At 56.8% G+C, this 23,897-nt stretch carries 19 protein-coding genes; 14 read left to right on the plus strand and 5 right to left on the minus strand.

The genetic code is table 11. From position 1 onward, the window contains the following. Positions 1-146: 146 nt before the first annotated feature. Positions 147-803, minus strand: coding sequence for an MgtC/SapB family protein (locus AC0IXH_RS05735; RefSeq protein ID WP_013202301.1), 657 nt, complete (start codon positions 801-803; stop codon positions 147-149). 181 nt (positions 804-984) lie between these two features. Here AC0IXH_RS05735 and AC0IXH_RS05740 point away from each other — a divergent pair, with 181 nt between their 5' ends. Beyond that, the gene (locus AC0IXH_RS05740; protein ID WP_013202300.1) at positions 985-1,260 is read left to right on the plus strand and encodes a putative hemolysin; all 276 of its coding nucleotides are present in this window, start codon (positions 985-987) and stop codon (positions 1,258-1,260) included. Between the two features lie 33 nt (positions 1,261-1,293). On the opposite strand, the gene AC0IXH_RS05745 is transcribed toward AC0IXH_RS05740, so the two are convergent. Beyond that, complete coding sequence (locus tag AC0IXH_RS05745; RefSeq protein WP_013202299.1) at positions 1,294-2,289, minus strand: 2-hydroxyacid dehydrogenase; 996 nt, start codon at positions 2,287-2,289, stop codon at positions 1,294-1,296. A gap of 189 nt (positions 2,290-2,478) precedes the next feature. On the opposite strand from AC0IXH_RS05745, the gene AC0IXH_RS05750 reads away from it, so the two are divergent. The 3 genes from AC0IXH_RS05750 to AC0IXH_RS05760 are packed head-to-tail and all read left to right on the plus strand — an operon-like array spanning position 2,479 to position 5,630. Then, positions 2,479-5,118, plus strand: a complete 2,640-nt coding sequence (locus AC0IXH_RS05750) for a YdbH family protein (protein WP_471720135.1) — start codon at positions 2,479-2,481, stop codon at positions 5,116-5,118. After that, positions 5,105-5,293 carry a YnbE family lipoprotein gene (locus tag AC0IXH_RS05755; RefSeq protein WP_041692015.1) on the plus strand — a complete coding sequence of 63 codons (189 nt, stop codon included), beginning with the start codon at positions 5,105-5,107 and terminating at the stop codon, positions 5,291-5,293. Before AC0IXH_RS05750 ends, AC0IXH_RS05755 begins: the two co-directional genes overlap by 14 nt. 10 nt (positions 5,294-5,303) lie before the next feature. Further along, positions 5,304-5,630 (plus strand): YdbL family probable chaperone protein, encoded by a 327-nt coding sequence (locus tag AC0IXH_RS05760; protein ID WP_041692014.1) that lies wholly within the window; start codon positions 5,304-5,306, stop codon positions 5,628-5,630. Positions 5,631-5,693: 63 nt separating this feature from the next. On the opposite strand, the gene AC0IXH_RS05765 is transcribed toward AC0IXH_RS05760, so the two are convergent. After that, positions 5,694-6,299: an FMN-dependent NADH-azoreductase gene (locus AC0IXH_RS05765; protein ID WP_013202295.1), complete on the minus strand. Its 606-nt coding sequence runs from the start codon at positions 6,297-6,299 to the stop codon at positions 5,694-5,696. Between the two features lie 234 nt (positions 6,300-6,533). On the opposite strand from AC0IXH_RS05765, the gene hrpA reads away from it, so the two are divergent. Continuing rightward, a complete protein-coding gene (hrpA, locus tag AC0IXH_RS05770) occupies positions 6,534-10,433 on the plus strand; it encodes an ATP-dependent RNA helicase HrpA (RefSeq protein WP_471720136.1) in 3,900 nt (1,299 codons plus the stop codon). 81 nt (positions 10,434-10,514) lie between these two features. Here hrpA and ydfG read toward each other — a convergent pair whose 3' ends face one another. Further along, complete coding sequence (gene ydfG / locus AC0IXH_RS05775; RefSeq protein ID WP_471720137.1) at positions 10,515-11,261, minus strand: bifunctional NADP-dependent 3-hydroxy acid dehydrogenase/3-hydroxypropionate dehydrogenase YdfG; 747 nt, start codon at positions 11,259-11,261, stop codon at positions 10,515-10,517. Between the two features lie 406 nt (positions 11,262-11,667). Between ydfG and guaD the strand changes: the two genes are divergently transcribed. From guaD to dcp, 5 genes are read left to right on the plus strand one after another with little or no spacing between them, the layout of a single operon-like run. Further along, complete coding sequence (gene guaD / locus AC0IXH_RS05780) at positions 11,668-12,999, plus strand: guanine deaminase (RefSeq protein ID WP_471720138.1); 1,332 nt, start codon at positions 11,668-11,670, stop codon at positions 12,997-12,999. Beyond that, positions 12,996-14,441 carry a xanthine dehydrogenase small subunit gene (xdhA, locus tag AC0IXH_RS05785; RefSeq protein WP_471720139.1) on the plus strand — a complete coding sequence of 482 codons (1,446 nt, stop codon included), beginning with the start codon at positions 12,996-12,998 and terminating at the stop codon, positions 14,439-14,441. The genes guaD and xdhA overlap by 4 nt, the downstream gene beginning before the upstream one ends. Then, positions 14,431-16,797: a xanthine dehydrogenase molybdopterin binding subunit gene (gene xdhB, locus AC0IXH_RS05790; RefSeq protein ID WP_471720140.1), complete on the plus strand. Its 2,367-nt coding sequence runs from the start codon at positions 14,431-14,433 to the stop codon at positions 16,795-16,797. The genes xdhA and xdhB overlap by 11 nt, the downstream gene beginning before the upstream one ends. Next, positions 16,787-17,566, plus strand: coding sequence for a xanthine dehydrogenase accessory protein XdhC (xdhC, locus tag AC0IXH_RS05795; RefSeq protein WP_471720141.1), 780 nt, complete (start codon positions 16,787-16,789; stop codon positions 17,564-17,566). Before xdhB ends, xdhC begins: the two co-directional genes overlap by 11 nt. Positions 17,567-17,625: 59 nt before the next feature. Beyond that, positions 17,626-19,671 carry a peptidyl-dipeptidase Dcp gene (gene dcp / locus AC0IXH_RS05800; protein WP_471720142.1) on the plus strand — a complete coding sequence of 682 codons (2,046 nt, stop codon included), beginning with the start codon at positions 17,626-17,628 and terminating at the stop codon, positions 19,669-19,671. 82 nt (positions 19,672-19,753) lie between these two features. On the opposite strand, the gene hpxO is transcribed toward dcp, so the two are convergent. Next, the gene (gene hpxO, locus AC0IXH_RS05805) at positions 19,754-20,911 is read right to left on the minus strand and encodes an FAD-dependent urate hydroxylase HpxO (protein ID WP_471720143.1); all 1,158 of its coding nucleotides are present in this window, start codon (positions 20,909-20,911) and stop codon (positions 19,754-19,756) included. A 251-nt stretch (positions 20,912-21,162) separates the two neighbouring features. Here hpxO and AC0IXH_RS05810 point away from each other — a divergent pair, with 251 nt between their 5' ends. The 4 genes from AC0IXH_RS05810 (at position 21,163) to AC0IXH_RS05825 (ending at position 23,882) form a co-directional block, all read left to right on the plus strand. Then, positions 21,163-21,798: a hypothetical protein gene (locus AC0IXH_RS05810; protein ID WP_471720144.1), complete on the plus strand. Its 636-nt coding sequence runs from the start codon at positions 21,163-21,165 to the stop codon at positions 21,796-21,798. A 97-nt stretch (positions 21,799-21,895) separates the two neighbouring features. Next, complete coding sequence (locus tag AC0IXH_RS05815) at positions 21,896-22,342, plus strand: DUF441 domain-containing protein (RefSeq protein ID WP_013202285.1); 447 nt, start codon at positions 21,896-21,898, stop codon at positions 22,340-22,342. A 61-nt stretch (positions 22,343-22,403) separates the two neighbouring features. Next, a complete protein-coding gene (locus tag AC0IXH_RS05820; RefSeq protein WP_471720145.1) occupies positions 22,404-22,823 on the plus strand; it encodes a hypothetical protein in 420 nt (139 codons plus the stop codon). 30 nt (positions 22,824-22,853) lie between these two features. Next, positions 22,854-23,882: a LacI family DNA-binding transcriptional regulator gene (locus AC0IXH_RS05825; protein WP_471720146.1), complete on the plus strand. Its 1,029-nt coding sequence runs from the start codon at positions 22,854-22,856 to the stop codon at positions 23,880-23,882. Positions 23,883-23,897 lie beyond the last annotated feature (15 nt).

The raw sequence follows: 23,897 nt of genomic DNA on the forward strand, positions 1-23,897 counted from the left end.
AATCCCACCTGACCCTGTAAACTGCTGCTTTAGATACGCATTCTTTGCCATCTTCATTCATTTTCAGGCGATGCATCAACGCATCATGCCACATTTGTCAGGCGACTACAGGCCGCGTGCGCACATGCTGATAAATTGGCAGGCGTTTATTGCATCTCGACCGACGTCACGCCTTTAATCTCTAACAACGCGTCATAAATTTGATGCGGAGCGATATTGCGTGACAATGTCACGTCAATTGTCATTTCACAGAGCCCGGTTTCAACATCACGGTTAACCACCGATACCTGGCCGGTGCGAACGCGCTCCTTTTCTAACGCGATTAACACCAGCGGCACGCTTTTGGGCTTAAGGTGGAAGATCAGGGTGTGGTGGCGGCCAATAAGCCAGTGGCTGATGCGGCGAAACGTCTCCAGCACGATCAGCGCCAGCAGGGTGCCATAAATGCCAATTTCATACAGTCCGCTACCAATCACCAGACCGATGGCGGCGGTGACCCACAGGCCTGCCGCGGTGGTCAGGCCTTTAACCACCTGCTTTTGAATAATGATGGTGCCGGCACCGAGGAAGCCCATGCCGCTGACGACCTGAGCGGCGATACGGCTGGGATCCAGACCAATATGCGTCTGAGCAATAATGTCATCAAATCCGTACTTAGAGACGATCATAAACATCGCGCTGCCAATGCCGACGAGAATATGGGTGCGTAAACCGGCCTCTTTAGCGCGGAGCTGGCGCTCAAGGCCGATTAATCCTCCCAACGCTCCCGCTAAGGCGATACGCAGCAGCAGATCCATTAACATAGATTATCCTTCTGATTTGTAGGCACTTTCAGTTGCTTAATGTTACCCGTTATAAAATGAGACGGCAGGCTATTGCTATTTCAGGCATTTTAATTTGGTAAATATTCGTGACAGCTATCGACCCGCCTGGGATCGTAGCTTATGCTGGCTTTCTGCATAATTACCGTTCCCCGGAGAATAAATGAAAGCAGCGACCTTTCTGCTTGTGGGTTGTGCGCTGTTGCTGTCCGCTTGCAGCAGCAATGAAGCCGACAACGAACCGCCGCAACAGGCTACCAGTGCGCATGTGCCACCTCGCGTGGTGATGTCCGACTTAGCGTCCAGCACCTGTGCAAATGCCGGGGGAACCTTAGCCTTATCACGTCAGTTAGACGGCAGCTCCGTTGGCATGTGCCAGCTGGCAAATGGCCGACGCTGTGGTGAAAATGCGCTGGCAAGCGGCACCTGCGCGCGTTAATACCGGCCAGAGATCCTGACCGGTTCAGCGCATTCAGTCCGCCGTCAGTTCATTCGGGCAGGGTTGATTATTGGTCAGCTGCCTGAGGTTTTCCAGCGTGGTTTCCGCAATGCTGGTCAGCGCTTCAGCGGTCAGGAACGCCTGATGACCAGTAAACAACACGTTATGGCAGGATGATAAACGGCGGAAGATATCATCCTGAATCACGTCATTCGATTTATCTTCAAAGAACAGATCGCGCTCGTTCTCATACACGTCCATTCCCAGCGAACCAATCTTTTGCAGCTTCAGTGCATCAATCGCCGCCTGCGAGTCAATCAGCCCACCGCGGCTGGTGTTGATGATCATCACACCATCTTTCATTTTCTGAAATGCTGACATATCCAGTAAATGATGATTTTCGGGCGTTAACGGGCAGTGCAGGGAGATGACGTCCGATTGCTTAAACAGCGTGTCGATATCGACATATTCGGCACCCAGCTCGATGGCCAGTGGATTAGGATAGGGATCGAACGCCAGCAGCTTCATGCCAAAGCCTTTCAGGATGCGCAGCGTGGCCAGACCGATCTTACCGGTACCCACCACACCGGCCGTGCGGCCGTGCATATTGAAGCCGATCAATCCTTCCAGGGAAAAGTTAGCATCACGGGTGCGCTGATAGGCGCGGTGGATACGGCGGTTAAGCGTCATCATCATGCCGACGGCATGTTCCGCCACCGCTTCCGGGGAATAGGCCGGTACGCGGACGACCTTAATGCCCAGCTCTTTCGCCGCAGCCAGATCGACGTTATTAAAGCCGGCGCAACGCAGTGCGATAAACTTGATGCCCAGTTCAGCAAGCTCTTCCAGCACCACGCGGCTGCCGTCGTCGTTAACGAAGATGCAGATGCCATCGCAGCCCACCGCCGTTTTGGCCGTTTTTTCAGTCAGCAGAAAGTCGAAAAATTCCAGTTCATAGCCGTAGTCTTCATTGACCTGCTCAAGGTATTTCCGGTCGTACTGTTTCGTACTGTACACCGCAAGTTTCATGATCTCTCTCCTGTGACCGTAAAGGGAATAGCGCTGACAGCATAGTAACAATAATTCTCAATACGCGGCGACCCTGAGATGACGGACGGCGGATATTTGCGCTGAATGCGTTGATTATCTGTTAAAAACTTCTCCCTTGTGACATTCCGTGCCATCATTTCACCCTATGATATTCACGGATGGAGCGGAATGTTGACTGGCTTTTCGCGTGGCTGGAAGGTAGCGATAGCGATCGTGCTGGTCGTTGTGCTGCTGATTGCCAGCCTGTTGCTGACTGTAACCCACTGGCTTCCGCGGCTGGCTGGGGTGTGGCTGCCTGCCAACACCGCTCTGGTGCTGGACAGCAATCCCCGCTGGCAGTCCGGTAAGCTCCAGATCCCGGGCGTGCGCTACCGCGTCGGCGACTGTGAACTTGCCGCTGTACAGGATCTGTCACTGGGCCGCGCAAACGGACGTTGGGCGGTCAATGCCGCGACGGTGCAGGTCGACAGCACCTGTGCCAGCCAGCTCCCGGCCAGTGAAACGCCTTCGGCACCGCGTTCCATCGCCGACTGGCAGGCCATGCTGCCGGGTGCGGATATCACCATCAACAGTCTGGCTATTTCGCCGTGGCAAAGCTGGGGTGGAGAGCTGAAGCTCAACCTCGACAGCGCGCGACAGATCGTCCGTTACCGCAGTCCGAATCTCTCGCTGGACGCTGAACTCAGCGGCCAGCAGCTGGCGATCCATTCGCTGACCGTTAAAGCCCCAGGCGTCCCCGAGCCAATTACGGTTGCCGGCACGCTGAACCTGCCAAAAATCCCTGACACCTTGCCTGATGCCGGAAAACTGACTGCCGATATGACGCTGCAGGGCATTCCTGCGCCGCTCAACGTCAATCTGGACTGGCAACAGCAGCAGGGGCAACTGGTGGTGCATCAGCAGGGCGATGATGCGCCGCTGGTGACCTTGCCATGGGCCATCTCAGACCAACAGATCCTGATCCAGCAGGGTCAATGGCGCTGGCCTTATGCGGCACAACCGTTGTCCGGCGGCATTACCCTGGCACTGAAAAACTGGCAGCAGGGGATTCCGGCAACCGAGATCACCGGCCGACTTAACGTGCTGACTCAGGGAAGAGGCGGCAAAGGCAACGTGGTGCTGTCGCTGGGGCCGGGACATCTTGACTGGAGCAACAGCCAGCTGCCATTCCGCCTGACCGGCGAAAGTAAACTGGCGCAGTTGCAATTCTACGCCGGGCTGCCTGGCGAGGTTCAGGGGCCGCTGCTGGACCCAACGCTGCTGTTACAGCCGGGCGCGTTGCTGCGAATGCGCGGGCGATTGCTTTCGACGCTGGAAGTGGATGAGGCGCGTTGGCCGCTGGCCGGGGTGAAAGTCTCATCCGCCGGCATTGACGGACGCCTGCAGGCCATTCTTACCGCACATGACCCGCAGATGGGGCGTTTTAAGCTGCATCTGGATGGGCGGGCCAACGACTTCTGGCCGGATAAAGGTCAGTGGTTCTGGCGCTATTGGGGCGAGGGCTATATGGCCCCGCTGTCGGCGAAATGGGATATGAATGGCAAGGGCCGCTGGCAGGATTCATTGATTGAGCTGACGTCGCTATCAACCGGCTTTGACCAGATCAGTTATGGCAACGTTAACGTTCGTGCGCCGCGTTTAACGCTGGCGGCGCCGGTATCATGGCAGCGCGATGTTGCGCATCCTGCCTTTGCAGGGAAATTCCGCCTGGATGCGCAGCAAACCACCTTCAGCAGCGGCGGTTATCTGCCGCCTTCGACGCTGACCCTGGCGGTGAAAGGTCAGGATCCGGCGGCGTTCCTCTATAACGGCAGCTTGCAGGCAGAGGATATTGGCCCCGTTCGCGTTCAGGGCCGCTGGGACGGCGTTCGTTTGCGCGGTCAGGCCTGGTGGCCGCAACAATCGCTGTCGGTTTTCCAGCCGCTGCTCAGTAATGACCTGAAGATGAAAATCCAGGGTGGAACGCTCAAGGCGCAGGTTGCCTTCTCCGCCGCCGCCGATCAGGGCTTCGAGGCCGGAGGTCACTGGGTGGTGAACAACGGTAGCGTATGGATGCCGGACAACGAAATTAACGGTATCGACTTTTCGCTGCCGTTCAGGCTGAAGGCGCACCAGTGGTATTTCGGGGCCAAAGGGCCGGTGTCGCTGCGGATTAAAGAGGTGAAAAATCAGTTTGCCTTGCAGAATATCACCGCCGATTTGCAGGGCTGGTATCCATGGAGCGATCGCCAGCCGCTGCGCTTAAGCAACGTTGCGGTGGCGGTACTGGGCGGCCAGCTAAGTATGGAAAGTCTGCAGATGCCGCAGACCGAAGCCGCGACGCTGCGCTTACGAAATATCAGCATGAGCGAACTGGTCACGGCGATGAAGCCCAAACAGATTGCCATGTCCGGTCATATTAATGGCGCACTGCCGCTGTGGCTGACCAATTCCCACTGGCTGATCAAAGACGGTTGGATTGCCAATAACGGCCCCCTGACCGTCAGGATGGATAAGGATTTTGCCGATGCCATCGCCAGCAACAATATTGCGGCGGGCGCCGCCATAGACTGGCTGCGCTATATGGAGATCACCCGCAGCTGGGCGACCGTCGACATTGATAATCTGGGGGCGATGACCATGAAGGCGCAGGTCAACGGCACCAGCCGCTTTAGCGACAAAAACCAGCGGGTGACGCTGAACTACACCCAGCGCGAAAACCTGTTCCAGCTGTGGCGCAGCCTGCGCTTTGGCGATAATTTGCAATCGTGGGTAGAGCAAAACGCTGCACTGCCGACTCAAAAGGAAACGACCGATGAAACGCATTAGCCTGCTGATGCCCGCCGGGATTTTGCTGCTTAGCGGCTGCGTCCCGCGTATTGAGGTGGCTGCGCCAAAAGAGCCGATCACCATCAATATGAACGTGAAAATTGAGCATGAGATCCATATCAAGGTCGATAAAGACGTTGAGGCGCTGTTAAAAAATCAGAGCGGACTGTTCTGAGGGGACGATGATGAAAAAGCTAAAAGCGCTGGCGCTGGTGTTCCTGTTGTTGTCACCGGCAGCGATGGCCCTGACGCTGGATGAGGCCCGTCAGCAAGGCCTGGTCGGCGAAACCCTGAGCGGCTACATCGCTGCCGTTACCCAGAACGCTGACGCTCAGGCCCTGGTAGATCGTATCAACCAGGGCCGTCAGCAGCAGTATCAGGCACTGGCGCTGCGCAATAATATGACCGCCGCTGAAGTCGGGCGCATCGCCGGACAAAAGCTGGTTGAGCGCGCTGCCGCCGGGCAATACGTGCGCGGCATCAACGGTCAGTGGCTGAAGAAAGGGCAATAAAAAACCGGTCCCTTGCGGTGACCGGCATTTATTCAGGCTTACCCTTTACGGCAAGATCACGACTTAAGCAGCAACGATCTGCTTCAGCACGTCTTTTGCATCGTTAGCGGCTTTGGTCGCCACTTCCGGACCGTAAGCGATGCCTTCAGCGAAGACGAACTCAACGTCTGACATACCCAGGAAACCAAGGAACAGTTTCAGGTAAGGGGTCAGCAGATCGCTTGGGGTATCTTTATGGATGCCACCACGGCTGGAAATCACCACCACTTTCTTACCGGTGATCAGGCCTTCCGGGCCGTTTTCGCTGTAGCGGAACGTCACGCCAGCACGGGCAACCAGGTCAAAGTAGTTTTTCAGCTGCGTTGGGATGTTGAAGTTGTACATGGGTGCAGTGATCACGATGGTGTCGTGAGCCTGAATTTCAGCAATCAGTTCGTTGGACAGATCCAGTGCTTCCTGCTGACGTGGGGTCAGAGTGGCATCAGAAGGACGCAGCGCGCCAACCAGTTCGCCATCCAGTACCGGGATTGGGTTCATTGCCAGGTCACGTACGGTGATTTCGTCGCTACCGTGAGCGGCTTTCCACTCTGCAATAAAGTGATCGGCCAGCTGATTTGACTGAGAATAACCGGCAAGAATACTGGATTTCAGAACTAAAACTTTGCTCATGATAATTTCCTGTGTGATACGTGAAAGGGATTTCACTCAATGATTTACACTCTAGGGGTAAACATCCCTCAGTGATAGTGCAATATTCTGAGGCCTATGTTCGAATTTACTGAACAAGGTTAACGGCAGGGAGTCATGGCTAAGTGGTTGTCTGTGCTACACTACGCAAAATTTTTATCCTTCGAATCATCTGTTGTTTGCCGGAGTGACGGCGATTAGCGAGTTTATACCTTTATGTCGACAACACCTCAATCTCCCCTGACCGCGCTCTTCTCACGCCTGGACTCGCTGATGCTGCGCGATCGCCAGCGTCTGCTGAAGCGCCTGCACGGGGCTAAAAAAGTCAGCAAGCCTGAGGCGATGCAGGCGATCGCTGACGAGCTGGCGGCGGAAATTACCGTGGCTGAACAGCGTGTGGCCAGCCGTCGTGCGGCGACGCCGACGATTCGCTACCCGGAAAATTTGCCGGTCAGTCAGAAGAAGCAGGACATTGCCGACGCGATCCGCGACAACCAGGTGGTGATCGTCGCCGGTGAAACCGGCTCAGGTAAAACCACCCAGCTGCCGAAGATTTGTCTGGAGCTGGGCCGGGGCATTACCGGGCTGATTGGTCACACGCAGCCACGACGTCTGGCGGCGCGCACCGTGGCCGATCGCATCGCCGACGAGCTGGAAACCAGCCTCGGTGGCTGCATTGGCTATAAGGTGCGTTTTAACGATCAGGTCAGTGAAACCACTCAGGTCAAGCTGATGACCGACGGTATCCTGCTGGCGGAGATCCAGCAGGACCGCCTGCTGATGCAGTACGACACCATCATTATTGATGAAGCGCATGAACGCAGTCTGAACATCGACTTTTTACTCGGCTATCTGCGTGAGCTGCTGCCGCGTCGGCCGGACTTAAAAGTGATCATCACCTCGGCGACCATCGATCCGCAGCGCTTCTCCAAACATTTCCACAATGCGCCGGTAATTGAAGTCTCCGGCCGCACCTATCCGGTGGAGGTTCGCTATCGTCCGGTGGTGGAAGACGCGGATGATACCGATCGCGATCAGCTGCAGGCCATTTTCGATGCGGTCGATGAGCTGGGGCAGGAGAGCCGTGGCGATATCCTGATCTTTATGAGCGGTGAACGGGAAATCCGCGATACGGCGGATGCCTTAAACCGTCGCGATCTTCCGCATACCGAAATTCTGCCGCTTTATGCGCGCCTGTCGAATGCTGAGCAGAACCGCGTGTTCCAGTCGCACACCGGTCGCCGTATCGTGCTGGCCACCAACGTGGCGGAAACCTCGCTGACTGTACCGGGCATCAAGTACGTCATCGATCCCGGTACCGCGCGTATCAGCCGCTACAGCTTCCGCACCAAGGTTCAGCGTCTGCCGATCGAGCCGGTGTCACAGGCCTCGGCCAATCAGCGTAAGGGCCGTTGCGGTCGTGTCTCTGAAGGGATCTGTATTCGTCTCTATTCAGAAGATGATTTCATTAACCGCCCGGAATTTACCGATCCGGAAATTCTGCGCACCAACCTGGCGTCAGTCATTCTGCAGATGACGGCGTTGGGGCTGGGCGATATCGCCGCGTTTCCGTTTGTCGAAGCGCCGGACAAGCGCAATATCCAGGATGGCGTCAAGCTGCTGGAAGAGCTGGGTGCCATCACTCAGAGCGAGGATCAGCATTATAAGCTGACCCCGTCGGGCCGATCGCTGGCGCAGCTACCGGTCGATCCACGACTGGCCAAAATGGTGCTGGAAGCGCAGCGCTATGCCTGTACGCGCGAAGTGATGATCATCACCTCGGCGCTGTCCATTCAGGACCCGCGCGAGCGTCCGGCAGATAAGCAGCAGGCGTCAGACGAGAAGCATCGCCGCTTTGCCGACAAGGAGTCCGATTTCCTCTCCTTTGTGAACCTGTGGGATTACCTGCAGGAGCAGCAGAAGGCGTTGTCGTCCAGCCAGTTCCGCCGCTTATGTAAGATGGAATACCTTAACTATCTGCGCGTGCGCGAGTGGCAGGATATCTACACCCAGCTGCGTCAGGTGGTGCGTGAACAGGGGATCCCGCTGAACAGCGAGCCCGCCGATTTCCGTGGCGTGCATACCGCGCTGCTAACCGGTTTGCTGTCGCATATCGGTCAGAAAGACGCCGATAAGCAGGAATATACCGGCGCGCGTAACGCCCGTTTCTCGATCTTCCCTGGCTCGGGGCTGTTTAAGAAGCCGCCGAAATGGACCATCGTCGCGGAGCTGGTGGAAACCAGCCGGCTGTGGGGCCGTATTGCCGCGCGTATCGATCCGGAGTGGATCGAGCCGGTGGCTCAGCATCTGATCAAACGCAGCTACAGCGAACCGCACTGGGAGAAAGCGCAGGGCGCGGTAATGGCCAGTGAAAAAGTCACCCTGTATGGCTTGCCGATTGTTGCCGCACGCAAGGTGAACTACAGCCAGATCGATCCGGTCCTGTCCCGTGAGCTGTTTATCCGAAACGCGCTGGTGGAAGGGGAATGGCAGACGCGTCACGCGTTCTTCAAAGCCAACCTCAAGCTGCGTGAAGAAGTGGAAGAGCTGGAGCATAAGTCCCGCCGTCGCGACATTCTGGTTGATGACGAGACGCTGTTCGCCTTTTACGATATGCGCATTCCGCAGGACGTGGTGTCGGCCCGGCATTTCGACAGCTGGTGGAAGCTAACCAGCCGCGAACAGCCTGAATTGCTGAACTTCGCCAAAGAGATGCTGATTAAAGAGGGCGCCAGCAACGTCAGCAAGCTGGATTATCCCAACGTCTGGCAACAGGGCAACCTTAAGCTGCGCCTGAGCTACCAGTTTGAGCCCGGCACCGAAGCCGATGGCGTGACGGTGCACGTGCCGTTACCGTTGCTGAATCAGGTTGAGGAGAACGGCTTTGAGTGGCAAATTCCGGGCGTGCGCCGCGAGTTAATTATCGCGCTGATCAAATCGCTGCCAAAACCCGTTCGCCGCAATCTGGTGCCTGCGCCAAACTATGCGGACGCCTTCCTTGGCCGGGTGACGCCAATGGAATTGCCGCTGCTGGAGTCGCTGGAACGCGAATTCCGCCGCATGACCGGGATCACCATTGACCGTGAAGCCTGGCAGTGGGATCAGGTGCCCGATCATCTGAAAATCACCTACCGGGTGGTGGATGAAAACAACCGCAAGCTGAACGAAGGGCGCGATCTCGCCGCGTTGAAGCTTGCGCTGAAAGGAAAAGTGCAGGAAACGCTGTCGCTGGTCGCCGATGACGGGCTGGAGCAGAGCGGTCTGCATATCTGGAGCTTTGGCGACCTGCCGGATCATTTCGAGCAGAAGCGCGGAAATTACAGCGTGAAGGCCTGGCCGGCGTTGGTGGATGAGAAAGACAGCGTGGCGATCCGCCTGTTTGACTCGCAGCATGAGCAGCAGAAGGCCATGTGGCGCGGCCAGCGGCGTTTGCTGCTGCTTAATATTCCGTCGCCGATCAAATATCTGCATGAGAAGCTGCCAAATAAAGCCAAGCTGGGACTCTATTTCAACCCGTATGGCAAGGTGCTGGATCTGATTGATGACTGCATCGCCTGTGGTGTTGATAAGCTGATTGATGAACACGGCGGCCCAACCTGGCAGGAAGCGGGTTACAGCAAACTGCACGATAAGGTTCGCGCCGAGCTGAACGACACGGTGGTCGACATCGCCAAAAAGGTCGAGCAGATCCTCACCGCGGTGTTCAATATCAACAAACGTCTGAAAGGGCGCGTGGATATGAGTATGGCGCTGGCGCTGTCTGACGTTAAGGCACAGTTAGGCGGCCTGGTGTACAAAGGCTTTGTTACCCAGAACGGCTGGAAGCGACTGTCGGATACCTTGCGTTATCTGACGGCAATGGAGCGGCGGCTGGAAAAAATGCCGATCGATCCGCACAGCGATCGCGCCAGAATGCTGAAAATTGAAAAAATTCAGCAGGCCTGGTCCACCTGGTACAACAAGTTGCCCGCCGTTCGCCGCGAAGATGAAGACGTGAAGGACGTGCGTTGGATGATTGAAGAGTTGCGGGTGAGCTATTTTGCCCAGCAGCTTGGCACGCCCTATCCGGTTTCGGAGAAGCGTATCCAGCAGGCGATGGATGAGATCGTGATTTAACCGGGTGTGGTAAATGAAAACAGGCTGCATCTGCAGCCTGTTTTCATCGTTATCGCCCGAGCGCTTGCGCTCCGTCTAACATTACGCCTTGTGCACCTTCAAACCTGCCAGCGTCTGACCGACTGGCATCATCTCCAGCGTATTGATATTGACGTGCTTAGGCAGGTTCGCCACCCAGTACACCGCTTCGGTCACGTCTTCTGCCGTTAACGGTTCCGCGCCGTCATACACGCTGTCCGCTTTGGCATCGTCGCCCTTGAAGCGCACGTTAGAAAACTCGGTGCCGCCAACCAGGCCTGGTTCAATATTGGTGACGCGCAGCGCGGTGCCATGCAAATCGGCGCGCAGATTCAGGCTGAACTGACGCACGAAGGCTTTGGTGGCGCCATACACGTTGCCGCCGGCGTAAGGCCAGCTGCCGGCAATCGAACCGATATTGATGATGTGGCCAACATTGCGCTCAACCATGGCCGGCAACACCGCACGGGTCATATACACCAGGCCTTTGTTATTGGTGTCGATCATCAGATCCCAGTCATCGACGTTGGCTTTATGCGCCGGCTCGATGCCCAACGCCAGACCGGCGTTGTTGACCAACACGTCGATATTGCGCCAGTCGGCGGGCAGGCTGGCCAGCGCTTCTTCAATACCGGTACGGTTGCACACGTCCAGTTGCAGGGTATATACAGCGTCACCCAGCTCCTCTTTCAGCGCCTGTAAACGCTCCTGACGGCGGCCGGTGGCGATCACTTTATGCCCCTGAGCAATAAAGCGGCGGGTGATATCTTCTCCGAATCCTGCGGTAGCGCCAGTAACAAATACAATCATCTCACTGTTCCTCAAGGTATTTTCAATTCCAGCCACCTTACCATTTCAAAGGTAAGCTGATAAGGACGAAAAGGTTATGATTTATTTACTAAACCGATCTGCACGCTGTTGGTGCGTTTAATTCGCACGCTGCCTTTTTTTAGTGCGGCTTTTTTGCCGCGCAGCGCCGACGGTGCGGCTTATTAAAAATAATTCCTCAATGCAACCGTTTGCGGATAAAAGCAACCGGTTGCGCACACGATTACCTGGCAGGCAGACATGAGCTTGTCATAAAACCACATTAACCTTCTGATTATTATTAAGAAATTACGATATGGCGATCTGGCATAACAATTGCAATTTGAAATAAAGGTCATCACCTGCAATAACAAAAGAAAGGGTTGAACTCTTTCCCCAAGGAATCGCTATGTCAGTTACCTGTACTCAGGCTATTCGCGGAAGCTTTTTTGATATTACTGCCGTTGTGGACACGCCGACGCAGCTTCCCGAACAGGCTCGTTATATTGAAGATGGATTGCTGCTGCTGAACGGCGGTGAAATCGTATCGCTGCAGCCGTGGGAAGAAGGGCGCCTTCAGCTTGCCGACGACGTTGCCGTGCTCGACTATCGCGGCAAGCTGATCGTTCCCGGTTTTGTCGATACGCATATTCACTACCCGCAAACCGAAATGATCGGTGCCTATGGCGAGCAGCTGCTGGAATGGCTGCAGCAGTACACCTTCCCGGTAGAGAGCCAGTACCATTGCCCGCAGCACGCCGCCAAAATGTCGGCCTTCTTCCTGCACCAGCTGCTGAGCAATGGCACCACCACGGCGCTGGTGTTTGGCACCGTGCATCCCGAGTCGGTCGATGCGCTGTTTACCGCTGCCGACGGGCTGGGGATGCGGCTGATTGCCGGTAAGGTAATGATGGATCGCAATGCGCCAGATTACCTGACCGAAACGCCGGAGCAGAGCTATCAACAAACGCGTGCGCTGATTGAGCGCTGGCACAACAAGGGGCGCCTCAGCTATGCGCTGACGCCACGCTTTGCGCCGACCTCTTCGCCGGAACTGCTGAGCAAGGTCAGCCAGCTGAAGGCCGAATTTCCGGATACCTGGATGCATACGCACCTCAGCGAAAATCCGCAGGAAATTGAATGGGTGAAGTCGCTGTTCCCGGCGCATAAAAATTATCTCGATGTGTATGACGCCTATCAGCTGACCGGTCGCCGCAGCGTCTTTGCGCATTGCCTGCATCTGGAAGATGAAGAGTGGGATTGCCTGCACAAAACCGACTCCGCCGTGGCATTTTGCCCGACATCCAACCTGTTTTTGGGCAGCGGCCTGTTCGACCTGAACACCTGCTGGCAGAAAGGGGTGAAAATGGGTGTGGGCACCGATGTCGGCGCAGGGACCACCTTTAGCATGCTGCAAACGCTGGGCGAGGCCTACAAAGTGGGCCAGCTCCAGCGCTACAAGCTGGCGGCCTGTGAAGCCTTCTATCATGCCACGCTGGGCGGCGCGCATGCGCTGGATCTGGACAGCCGCATCGGCAACTTCAGCCCCGGAAAAGAAGCCGACTTCGTGGTGCTGGATCCGGCGGTTTCCGCCTTACAACAGATGCGCCATGCCAACAGCAAAGATATCTGGGAAAAACTCTTTGTGCTGATGACGCTGGGCGACGATCGCAATATCGCTGCAACCTGGGTAAACGGGCAGTGCGTCTGGCAGACACACAGTGAGGTAAAAGCCGCATGATCCAATTTTTACTGAATCAGACGCTGGTGACCGAAGAGTCGCTGGATCCCAATCTGACCGTACTGAACTACCTGCGTCAGAATAAACGGCGTAGCGGCACCAAAGAAGGCTGTGCGTCGGGTGACTGTGGCGCCTGTACGGTCACACTTGGCCGGGTGGAAAACGGCGAAATGGTGTATGAAACCGCCAACAGCTGCCTGACCTTTGTCAGCAGCCTGCAGGGCAAACAGCTGATCACCGTCGAGGACTTAAAGCAGGGCAATAAACTGCATTCGGTGCAGCAGGCGATGGTGGATTGCCACGCGTCACAGTGCGGATTCTGCACGCCCGGCTTTGTGATGTCGCTGTTCACGCTGCAAAAAAACAGCGATGGCTGGCAGCATAAGCAGGCTGAACAGGCGCTGGCGGGCAACCTATGCCGCTGCACCGGCTACCGTCCGATTGTCGATGCCGCGCGCCAGGCCTGTGAACAGCCTGAAGTTGACAGTTTCCAGTTGCAGAGTGCGGACACGGCGAAGCGCCTGAGCGCGCTGAAAAACGGGGAGCTGCAAACCCTGACCTTTAAGGACAACCGCTGCTATGTGCCGAAAACCGTGGCACATCTGGCCGGGTTGCTACTGGAGTTTCCGCAGGCGAAGCTGCTGGCCGGCGGCACCGATCTGGCGTTGCAGGTTACGCAGTTCTATAAACCGTTACCGCTGATGATCGCCCTTGAGCAGATTGATGAGCTGAAAACGTGCCAGATAGCTGAGCACGAGATTGTGCTGGGTGCCGGTGCGTCGCTGCATCATTGCTATCAGCTGCTGGCAGCGCATATTCCGCCGTTCTCCGAGATGCTGGAGCGCTTTGCCTCATTGCAGATCCGCCATCAGGGCACGCTCGGCGGCAACATCGCCAACGGTTCGCCGATCGGTGATACGCCGCCGATGCTCCTGGCGCTGAATGCCTCGCTGGAACTGCAACACGGCCAGCGCGTTCGTCGCCTGCCGCTGAATGAGTTCTTCCTTTCCTATCGCAAAACCGCCTTACAGGAAGGGGAGTTTATCCGCGCGATTGTCATCCCAAAAGTGACGCCGTCACAAACATTCGCCGCGTGGAAAGTCTCCAAACGGCTGGAAGATGATATCTCGGCGGTGTTTGCCGCGCTGCTGGTCGACACCGACAGCAGCGGCGTGGTGACCGAAGCGCGAATCGCCTTTGGCGGTATGGCCGAAATTGCCAAACGCGCCAGCCACAGCGAACAGTTGCTGACGGGTAAACCGCTGACGCTGGCGTCAATCGAACAGGCCTGTGCCGCGCTTGAGCAGGACTTCAAACCGCTGAGCGATTTCCGCGCCAGCGCGGATTACCGCCTGCAAATCGCCAAAAACTTATTACGCCGTTTCTATGCTTCCCGTTCGGGTGAGCTGACGTTGCTGGAGGTATCGCGCTATGTCTCATAATCGACCAGTAGTGGCAGAAGACGTGATTGCCCGGCAATACCGGGAAGGGATCCAGAGCGGCGTGGGCAAAAGTAACAAGCACGAAAGCGCCGATAAACATGTCTCCGGTGAAGCCCTGTACATCGATGACAAGCTTGAGCTGCCGGGCATGCTGCATCTCTGCCCACGGCTGAGTGAACACGCTCATGCGCGCATTCTGCATATCAACGTTGAACCCTGCTACGCCATTCCCGGCGTGGTGCAGGTGTTAACCTGGCATCAGGTACCGGGCGAGCTGGATATCGGCCCACTGGAGCCGGGCGACCCGCTGCTGGCGAAGGAGGTTGTGGAGTACGCCGGTCAGGTGGTGCTTGCCGTGGCGGCTGAAACCCCCGACGCGGCGCGCCAGGCTGCCGAAGCCGCCATAATTGAGTATGAGGTGCTGACGCCCATGCTCGACGTCAGGGAAGCGTTGGAAAAGCAGCACTTTGTCCAGCAGCCGCATGTTCATCAGCGCGGTGATGCGCAGGCTGCGCTGGCGCGTGCCGCTCACCGTTTGCAGGGTGAATTCCATATCGGTGGCCAGGAACATTTCTACCTCGAGACGCAGGTGGCAATGGTCATTCCCGGTGAGGACAACTCGCTGCAGGTCTTTTCTTCCACGCAAAATCCGACGGAAGTGCAGAAGCTGGTGGCCTCGGTGATGGGCATCACCATGAATAAAGTCACCATCGATATGCGCCGCATGGGTGGCGGCTTCGGCGGCAAAGAGACCCAGGCGGCGGGCGTGGCCTGTTTGTGTGCCGTGGCGGCGAGGATGACCAACCGTCCGGTGAAAATGCGTCTGGCGCGGCGCGATGATATGCGCATGACCGGCAAGCGCCATCCGTTCTACGTGCGCTATGACGTCGGAGTGGATGAAACCGGACGATTCTGCGGCGTGAAAATCGATCTGGCCGGTAACTGCGGTTATTCGCTGGACCTGTCCGGCTCGATTATCGATCGTGCGATGTTCCATGCGGACAACGCCTATTATCTCGGCGATGCGCGGGTGACTGGCTATCGCTGCCGGACCAATATCGCGTCGAATACCGCCTATCGCGGCTTCGGCGGTCCGCAGGGCATGGTGGCGATTGAACAGATCATGGATCACATCGCCCGTGAACTGAAACTGGATCCGCTTGAAGTACGTAAGCGCAACTATTACGGCAAGGAAGAGCGCAATATCACCCATTACCATCAGAAGGTTGAAGACAATCTGATGGCGGAAATGACTGAACAGCTGGAAGTCAGTGCGTCTTATGCCCAGCGGCGAGAAGAGATCCGCGCCTTCAATGCGGCCAGCCCGTATCTGAAACGCGGGCTGGCGCTGACGCCGGTCAAATTTGGCATCTCCTTTACCTCAAGCTTCCTGAACCAGGCGGGCGCACTGATCCTGATCTACACCGACGGCACCGTGCAGTTAAACCACGGCGGTACCGAGATGGGCCAGGGGTTGAACACCAAGGTGGCGCAGATTGTCGCGGAAGTGCTGCAGATCGACGTCGATCAGATTCAGATCACTGCCACCGATACCGGAAAAGTGCCGAACACCTCACCGACAGCGGCCTCCAGCGGCACCGATCTCAACGGTAAAGCGGCGCAGAATGCGGCGGAAATCCTGCGTGGCCGCCTGACCGAAATGCTCTGTAAGCTGCACAGCTGCAGCGCCGAAGAGGTGACTTTCAGCAACGGCATCGTGCGGGTAAAAGACCAGCACTTCACCTTCCCGGACGTGGCGCAAATGGCATGGTTTAACCAGGTGCCGCTGTCGGCAACCGGCTATTACAAGGTGCCGGGCATTCACTACGATCGCCAGGCCGGGCGCGGCACGCCGTTCTATTACTTCGCCTATGGTGCGGCCTGCGCCGAAGTGATTATCGACACCCTGACCGGGGAATATCGCCTGTTGCGGGCGGACATTCTGCATGACGTGGGCGCATCGCTGAACCCGGCGATCGATATTGGTCAGGTGGAAGGCGGTTTTGTGCAGGGCGTCGGCTGGCTGACCTGCGAAGAGCTGGTGTGGAACGACAAAGGGCGCTTAATGACCGATGGCCCGGCGAGTTACAAAATTCCCGCCATTGGCGACGTGCCGACAGATATGCGGGTGACGCTGGTAGAAAACCGCAGGAACCCAAAAGATACGGTGTTCCATTCGAAAGCCGTGGGTGAACCGCCGTTTATGCTGGGTATTGCGGCCTGGTGCGCCTTGCAGGATGCGGTATCGAGCGTCAGCAACTATCAGCAACATCCGCTGCTGGATGCGCCCGCGACGCCGGAAAGGGTGTTCTGGGGCGCGGATAAACTCAGAGCCGGGGTGACCGATGCGCACTGATGACTGGATTATGGTGTTGGCGCAGCTGCATGAGCGGCGCGAACCCTGCGTGCTGCTCACCGTGCTGGACGAAAAAGGCTCGGTGCCACGCGATCGCGGCAGCAAAATGGTGGTGTCTGCGAGCAAAACCTGGCTGACCATTGGCGGCGGCCATCTGGAATTTAAGTGCGTTGCCACCGCCAGAGAGATGTTAAGCGCCAGGCAGGCGCAGTCCTACAGCGAGCATTTCAATCTGGGCGCAAAGTTGGGTCAGTGCTGCGGCGGCATGACCACCGTACTGTTTGAGCCGTTGCTGCAGATCCAGCCGCAAATCGTGGTATTTGGTGCCGGGCACGTCGGTCAGGCGCTGGTGAATCTGCTGGCGACGTTACCCTGTAACGTATTTTGGGTGGATGAACGCCGCGAGCAGTTTTCCAGCGTGCCGGAAGGAGTCACCGTTTGCTGCCTGGACGATCCCACCGAGCAGGTGGATTTGATGCCGCCAGACAGCTATTTTGTGGTGATGACCCATCATCATCCGCGCGACTTTGAACTGTGTGAAGCGATCCTTAAGCGCGGCGATTATCGTTATTTTGGCGTGATTGGATCGCAAACCAAGCGTCAGCGTTTCGACTATCGCCTTGAAGGTAAAGGCTTCACCCGGCAGCAGCTGGACAGCATGCGCTGCCCGATTGGCCTGCCGGATATCACCGGCAAACTGCCGGCGGAGATTGCCGTGGCGGTGGCGGGAGAAATTATTGCCACTTATCAACGGGCTGATACTGATTGAGTTGGCTTAGGCGGATTAACCGCCTATGCTGAAGGTCACCCATGACAAGGAGATCTGCGATGCAAGCCAATCCGTTCAGTCAGCCAAGTACACTGCCTTATCAGGCACCGCCGTTCGATCGGATTTCCGATGCCGACTACCGTCCCGCACTGGAACAGGCAATGGCCGAAAAGCGTGCGGAAGTGCAGCAGATTGCCGAAAACCCCGACGCACCGAGCTTCGAAAATACCTATGAAGCGCTGGAAAAGTGCGGGCTGATGCTGCGCCGCGTCGAGAATGTCTTTGGCGCGATGACCTCCGCCAACACCAACGCCACCTTACAGGCGCTGGATGAAGAGATGTCGCCACGGCTTGCCGCGTTGAATGATGAAATCCGGCTGAACAGCAAACTGTTTGCCCGCCTGGACAGCGTTTATCAGCAGCGCGAATCGCTGGAGCTGCCGGCCGAAGCGCTCAGGCTGGTCGAGGTGGTCTGGCAGACCTTCCAGTTGGCCGGTGCCAGCCTCAGTGACGATCAAAAGACCGCACTGAAAGCCCTCAATCAACAGTCCGCCACCTTAAGCACCCAGTTTACCAATCGCCTGCTGGCTGGCACCAAAGCCGGTGGCTTAAGCCTCAGCAGCGCCGATTCCCTTGCCGGGTTAAGCGAAGCCGAGCTGACCGTCGCAGCCCAGGCCGCAGCGGAGCGCGGCCTGCAGGGACAATGGTGGCTGGCACTGCAAAACACCACGCAACAGCCGGTATTGCAGGATTTGAGCGATCGCCAGACGCGCGAAAATTTATTCGATCTCGCGTGGCGTCGAACGGAGAAAGGCGATGCGAATGACACCCGCGAACTAATCGTCAAACTGGCTGCGGTCCGCGCGGAACAGGCGCAGCTGCTCGGTTTCAGCAGCTTTGCCGAATGGAAGTTGCAGGATCAGATGGCGAAAACCCCGGACGCCGCGCTGGCGTTTATGCGGGCAATCGTGCCTGCCGCCACCGCACGCGCGAAACGCGAAGCGGCCGATATTCAGGCGCTGATTGACCAACAGCAGGGCGGGTTTGCGCTTGAGCCCTGGGACTGGTTGTTCTATGCCGAACAGGTTCGTCGGGCGAAATACGATCTCGATGAAAGCCAGATCAAGCCGTACTTTGAAGTCACGTCGGTGCTGGAAAACGGCGTGTTTTATGCCGCCACCCAGTTATTTGGTATCACCTTTGCCCGTCGCGACGATATCCCGGTATGGCATCCCGACGTCACCGTGTATGAAATTATCGACAACAATGGTTTGCCGATGGCGTTGTTCTACACCGACTTCTTTAAGCGCGAGAGCAAAGGCGGCGGTGCCTGGATGAGTAATTTTGTCGACCAGTCGAAGCTGCTGGGCACCCATCCGGTGATCTATAACGTCTGCAACTACAGCAAACCGGCCGAAGGGCAACCGGCGCTGATCGCCTGGGACGATGTGATCACACTGTTCCACGAATTTGGCCATACGCTGCATGGTCTGTTTGCTGAACAGACTTATCCAACGCTGTCCGGCACCAATACGCCACGGGATTTCGTCGAGTTCCCGTCACAGATAAATGAGCACTGGGCCAGCAATGAAAAGGTGTTTATGAATTACGCCCGCCATTATCAAACCGGTGAGCCGATGCCGCAGGCGCTGCGCGACAAAATTGTTAAAGCCAGCAAGTTTAATAAAGGCTATGACATGACCGAACTGCTGGCGGCGGCGTTGCTGGATCTCCACTGGCACAGTCTGGGCGCGGAGGATAAACCCGCAGACGTGGCGGCGTTTGAGCAACAGGCGTTGCAGGCGGACAACATCAATTTGCCACAGGTTCCGCCGCGCTATCGCTCAAGCTATTTCCAGCATATCTGGGGCAATGGCTATGCCGCGGGCTATTACGCCTATATCTGGACGCAGATGCTGGCAGACGATGGCTTCGAATGGTTTAACGAGCAGGGCGGATTAACCGCGGAAAACGGTCAGATCTTCCGTCAGAAGATCCTGTCGAAGGGTAACAGCGAAGATTTGAAGCAGCTGTATGCTGACTGGCGCGGGCAGGATCCGGTAATTGAACCGATGCTGATTAATCGCGGCCTGAAAGAAGCCTGATAGCGGCGTTTAACCGGGGCGGGAAGGGGGAACGGCTCTCACAGTCTGAGGATCGTTTCTCCCTTTCCGCCCCGTTTTATTATCAGGCCAGCGGACCACCCTGAATGGTGTCGCACATGCCATGGATAATGCGCTCACCGGTTTCGCTCTTCAGATCTTCATACCACTGTTGTGTGACGTCCATCTCTTTACCGTGGGTCACGTCGCAGCGTTTGCGGGCTTTCAACACCAGATCCTTGACCCGATCCGCACGCTTAAGCTGATAGCGCAGCAGCGCGTCTTCAATGCCTAAGGCGTTCGTTTGCAGGCAATTCGCCAGCACCACCGCATCTTCCATCGCCGCACAGCCTCCCTGACCGATATCCGGCGTGGTGCTGTGAGCCGCATCACCCAGCAGCGCCACACGACCTTTAACCAGCTCCGGGAACGGATCGATATCGTGGATCTCCACGCGGTTAGTGGTTTCCGGGTTAATCTGCCCAATCAGTTTTTGCACCGGCGCTGCCCAACCGCTGAAGTAGCGGCTGAGATCGTCGCGCACGCTGCTGCGATCTTCCGCTAATCCTGCCGGTAGCGGCACGTCAAAGAAGAAGTAGAAACGGTTATTGGCCACCGGCATCAGCGACACGCGTTTACCTTCGCCGACAAAGGTCGTCCACTGCTCAGCCGGCGCAATGCTTTCATCAATATCCACCAGCCCGTTCCAGTTGACGTAGCCGGCATAACGCCGCTCAACGGTGCGGCCCAGTACATATTTGCGCACCACCGAGTGGGTGCCGTCACAGGCAATCAGCAGGTCGCCATGGGCTTCGCTGCCATCTTCAAACCAGGCGGTGACGCCATTTTCATCCTGCTCCACGCGGGCGACGCGTTTGCCAAACTGGACTTTTTCGCGACCGTAAGTGTCCAGCAGCATCGCCTGCAACTCCGCGCGGGCGACCGGATAGGGGCGCTCGCCGGAATCTGCCACCAGCGGATCGAGGCTGAATTGCGTCAGCGTGGTGCCCGACTGAAAATCGTTATAGGCCATCGCACGCATCGGGCCGCCAAGCTTGCGCAGTGGCTCTTTCATCCCAAGGAAATTCAGGCACTTTACGCCATTCGGCCAGATGGAAATGGCGGCGCCAACCGGTTTGATCTCTTTAACGGCTTCAAACACCTCGGTCTGAATGCCGAAACGGTGCAGGGCAATCGCTGTGCACATGCCGCCAATGCCGGCACCAATGATAATCGCTTTCATCTGTCTCTCCTTTCTGTCATAAGATTTATTAAGCAATTTCTATACCAATTTCTTATGACCGCTCAGGTGGCGTCAGCGGCGGATTTTTGCGGAAGTGAAACGATAGTTTCACTGCGATCCTGCATTATTGTGATGCATTGCACCATGATGGCGAGTTGCAGGTGAAACGCTTGCAATTATGCCGCACGAAACGTTGGCAAATTCGGCGATCTTTGTCACAGTAATGGCAACCCTCTCCCGGAGATACCCTCATGGCTATTATTGCCTGCCTGCATGCCGCACGAAGTAACATCGACGTATTTGAAACCGCTCTGCGTTCGCTAGATTTTGGTGATATTCAGCTGCTGCACCGGGTTGAGGATGGCTTGTTCGAACAGGCGGTGGCAGCCAATGAAGTAACACCTGCCGTCGTTGCCGCCACGCGACGGGCTATTGAGGAACTGTGCGAGCACGCCGATGCGGTGATCGTCACCTGCACCACCCTGGGCGTGGTGGCCTGGGATGCAAAGCAGTTCAGCAAGCCGGTATTGCGCGTGGATGCCACGCTGGCCAAGGTCGCCTCACGTTATCACGGCTCAATTCTGGTGCTCTGCACCGCGCACAGCACGCTGGAAGCCACTAAGCAGCTTTTCGAGGCCTTTATTCCCGGCGAACGTCTGGCCGTTGAGCTGATCCCGCGCGCCTGGGCTTACTTTAACCATGACGATATTGAAGGCTATCACCGCGAAATTGCTCACTATATTCAGCAGCGCCCCGAATGTTCGCTGGGCTGCATCGTGCTGGCACAGGCCTCGATGGCCGGGGCGGAGAAATATATCAACAGCACGCTGGCGGTGCTGACCGGGCCTCAGGTCTGTTTGCAGGCCGCTATCGAAACCATCTTGTAAAACAAAGTTAATGAAACGTTAAAAAAGTCTCAACCTGAGCCGGAAAGTGTTTTATGCTGACGGCACAACAGGTTACGCCTTACTGCAGGGATTTTTTATGTTCGATCTGACGCTCTTCATTTTGCTGGTTCTGGCCGGTCTCAGCTACTTCAGTAACAACCTTACGGTGGCGATTGCGCTGCTGGTACTGATTATTGTGCGCATGACGCCGCTGAACACCTTCTTTCCGTGGATTGAAAAACAGGGCGTGACGGTGGGGATCATCATTCTGACCATCGGCGTGATGGCACCGATTGCCAGCGGCACCATTCCCAGTACCACCTTGATGCATTCCTTCCTGCACTGGAAATCCCTGCTGGCTATCGCTATCGGGATCTTTGTCTCCTGGGTAGGCGGCCGTGGCGTCACGCTGATGAGCAGCCAGCCAAGCGTGGTCGGCGGACTGCTAATCGGCACCATCATTGGCGTATCGCTGTTCCGTGGCGTGCCGGTCGGTCCGTTAATCGCCGCAGGTCTGGTTTCATTATTTATCGGCAAAATGTAGCCAGCGCGCCGGCGGACGGTCTGCTATCATTGCGCTCTTTTTTAGATGCGAGATATGACCGGTGAGTAATAAACAAGACAAGCGTGCGAAACGCGCCAAAACCAAAGCGAAACAGGCGAATAACAAGCGTTCGCGCGGCAAGCAGCTGGATGCCGTTGGCCGTCAGAGCTATATCGCCACGCCTGAGATGCTGGCGCTGTTTGACACGCTGCCGCCGCTGGACGAGCACGGTGAGATGCCGTTTGTTGCCGACGTTTATCGCTGGTCGGATGAAGAGTACGGTTTTGAAGGCAACGGCAGCAGTGAAGAAGACATGCTGCAGGTTGGCGCACTGTGCGTGCTCTATATTCACTGGCGCACCAGCGGTCAAACCTCACTGATGCAGAACGACATGATCGAAGCCGCTATTCGTCTTACCGAAGACAATGAGGCGTTCAAAACGCAGTATGCCGCAGCGGTTGCTGCCGCACAGGCTGAATAAAACCGACCATCCGCAGAGGGGCAACAGGTCATGGCTTCAACTCCAACAATGACTGATATTGCCAGAGAAGCCGGCGTGGGTGTGGCAACGGTCGATCGGGTGATCAATCAACGGGCACCCGTCAAAGCCGCAACCCGTCAACGCGTGCTGGCGGCAGCGCGAACGCTGGGCTTTATCTCTGACAAGATCAGCCTCTCTGCAGATTCACCGCCATCCTGCCGTACCGCCTATATTTTGCTCGACTCCGGGGCGGTTTTTTACCGCGAGTTCAGTGAACAGCTGCTGTTGCATACTGCGCGCTGCGATCGGCTTGCCAACGATCCCGAGTTGATTTATCTCAACGTCAATGCCACGGAATCCATCGCTGCAACCCTTATTGCCCTTAGCGACCGGGTCGATGTGATTGGCCTGGTGGCCATCGATCATCCGCTGGTGAATCAGGCCATTGGCGTCGCCCGCGAGAAGGGCGTGCGCGTCTATAGCCTGTTTAGCGAGCTGACCGCCAGCGGCTGCGCCGGCTATATCGGCCTCGATAACCGTAAGGCGGGGCGTACCGCGGCCTGGGCGCTATCCCGTTTGTGCCAACAGCCGGGCAAGATTGGCATTCTGCTGGGCGATCACCGTTTTCTCTGTCAGGAAACCTCGGAGATCAGCTTCCGCTCCTATTTCCGTGAAAAAACCAGCGGGTTCACGATTCTGGAACCGCTGCGCTGCCATGAAGACGATCGCCTGGCTGAACAGGCCACGCGCGAGCTGCTGACGAACCATCCCGATCTGGTGGCGCTGTATGTGCCCAGCGGCGGCGTGGAAGGGGTGGTTAACGCCTTGCTGGCGGAAAAGCAGCGCAGGCACCGGCTGCTGACCGTGGTGTGTCACGGTCCCATTGCCAGCGCACAGCGTGCGTTGCTGGAGGGCGTGGTGGACGTGTTTATCTGGCACCGGATGGCAACGCTGGCAGCGGGGATCACCGGGGCGATTGCCGAGGATTTTGACAGCCAGGCGCGCGGCAATCAGCAACGCTATCTGCCGTTCGAACTGATGACCTTAGAAAACTTCTGAGTGCCGAAATAATGA

The organism is Erwinia sp. AC075, assembly GCF_979253995.1.

What these genes read in the sequence shown, in the direction of transcription:
- AC0IXH_RS05745 (WP_013202299.1), bottom strand. Translation starts at nt 2,289, where the DNA reads ATGAAACTTGCGGTGTACAGTACGAAACAGTACGACCGGAAATACCTT.
- guaD (WP_471720138.1), top strand. Translation starts at nt 11,668, where the DNA reads ATGTCAGTTACCTGTACTCAGGCTATTCGCGGAAGCTTTTTTGATATT.
- AC0IXH_RS05810 (WP_471720144.1), top strand. Translation starts at nt 21,163, where the DNA reads ATGGCTATTATTGCCTGCCTGCATGCCGCACGAAGTAACATCGACGTA.
- xdhC (WP_471720141.1), top strand. Translation starts at nt 16,787, where the DNA reads ATGCGCACTGATGACTGGATTATGGTGTTGGCGCAGCTGCATGAGCGG.
- xdhB (WP_471720140.1), top strand. Translation starts at nt 14,431, where the DNA reads ATGTCTCATAATCGACCAGTAGTGGCAGAAGACGTGATTGCCCGGCAA.
- AC0IXH_RS05815 (WP_013202285.1), top strand. Translation starts at nt 21,896, where the DNA reads ATGTTCGATCTGACGCTCTTCATTTTGCTGGTTCTGGCCGGTCTCAGC.
- AC0IXH_RS05735 (WP_013202301.1), bottom strand. Translation starts at nt 803, where the DNA reads ATGTTAATGGATCTGCTGCTGCGTATCGCCTTAGCGGGAGCGTTGGGA.
- AC0IXH_RS05760 (WP_041692014.1), top strand. Translation starts at nt 5,304, where the DNA reads ATGAAAAAGCTAAAAGCGCTGGCGCTGGTGTTCCTGTTGTTGTCACCG.
- dcp (WP_471720142.1), top strand. Translation starts at nt 17,626, where the DNA reads ATGCAAGCCAATCCGTTCAGTCAGCCAAGTACACTGCCTTATCAGGCA.
- AC0IXH_RS05740 (WP_013202300.1), top strand. Translation starts at nt 985, where the DNA reads ATGAAAGCAGCGACCTTTCTGCTTGTGGGTTGTGCGCTGTTGCTGTCC.
- ydfG (WP_471720137.1), bottom strand. Translation starts at nt 11,261, where the DNA reads ATGATTGTATTTGTTACTGGCGCTACCGCAGGATTCGGAGAAGATATC.
- AC0IXH_RS05765 (WP_013202295.1), bottom strand. Translation starts at nt 6,299, where the DNA reads ATGAGCAAAGTTTTAGTTCTGAAATCCAGTATTCTTGCCGGTTATTCT.
- AC0IXH_RS05825 (WP_471720146.1), top strand. Translation starts at nt 22,854, where the DNA reads ATGGCTTCAACTCCAACAATGACTGATATTGCCAGAGAAGCCGGCGTG.
- xdhA (WP_471720139.1), top strand. Translation starts at nt 12,996, where the DNA reads ATGATCCAATTTTTACTGAATCAGACGCTGGTGACCGAAGAGTCGCTG.
- AC0IXH_RS05755 (WP_041692015.1), top strand. Translation starts at nt 5,105, where the DNA reads ATGAAACGCATTAGCCTGCTGATGCCCGCCGGGATTTTGCTGCTTAGC.
- hpxO (WP_471720143.1), bottom strand. Translation starts at nt 20,911, where the DNA reads ATGAAAGCGATTATCATTGGTGCCGGCATTGGCGGCATGTGCACAGCG.
- AC0IXH_RS05750 (WP_471720135.1), top strand. Translation starts at nt 2,479, where the DNA reads ATGTTGACTGGCTTTTCGCGTGGCTGGAAGGTAGCGATAGCGATCGTG.
- hrpA (WP_471720136.1), top strand. Translation starts at nt 6,534, where the DNA reads ATGTCGACAACACCTCAATCTCCCCTGACCGCGCTCTTCTCACGCCTG.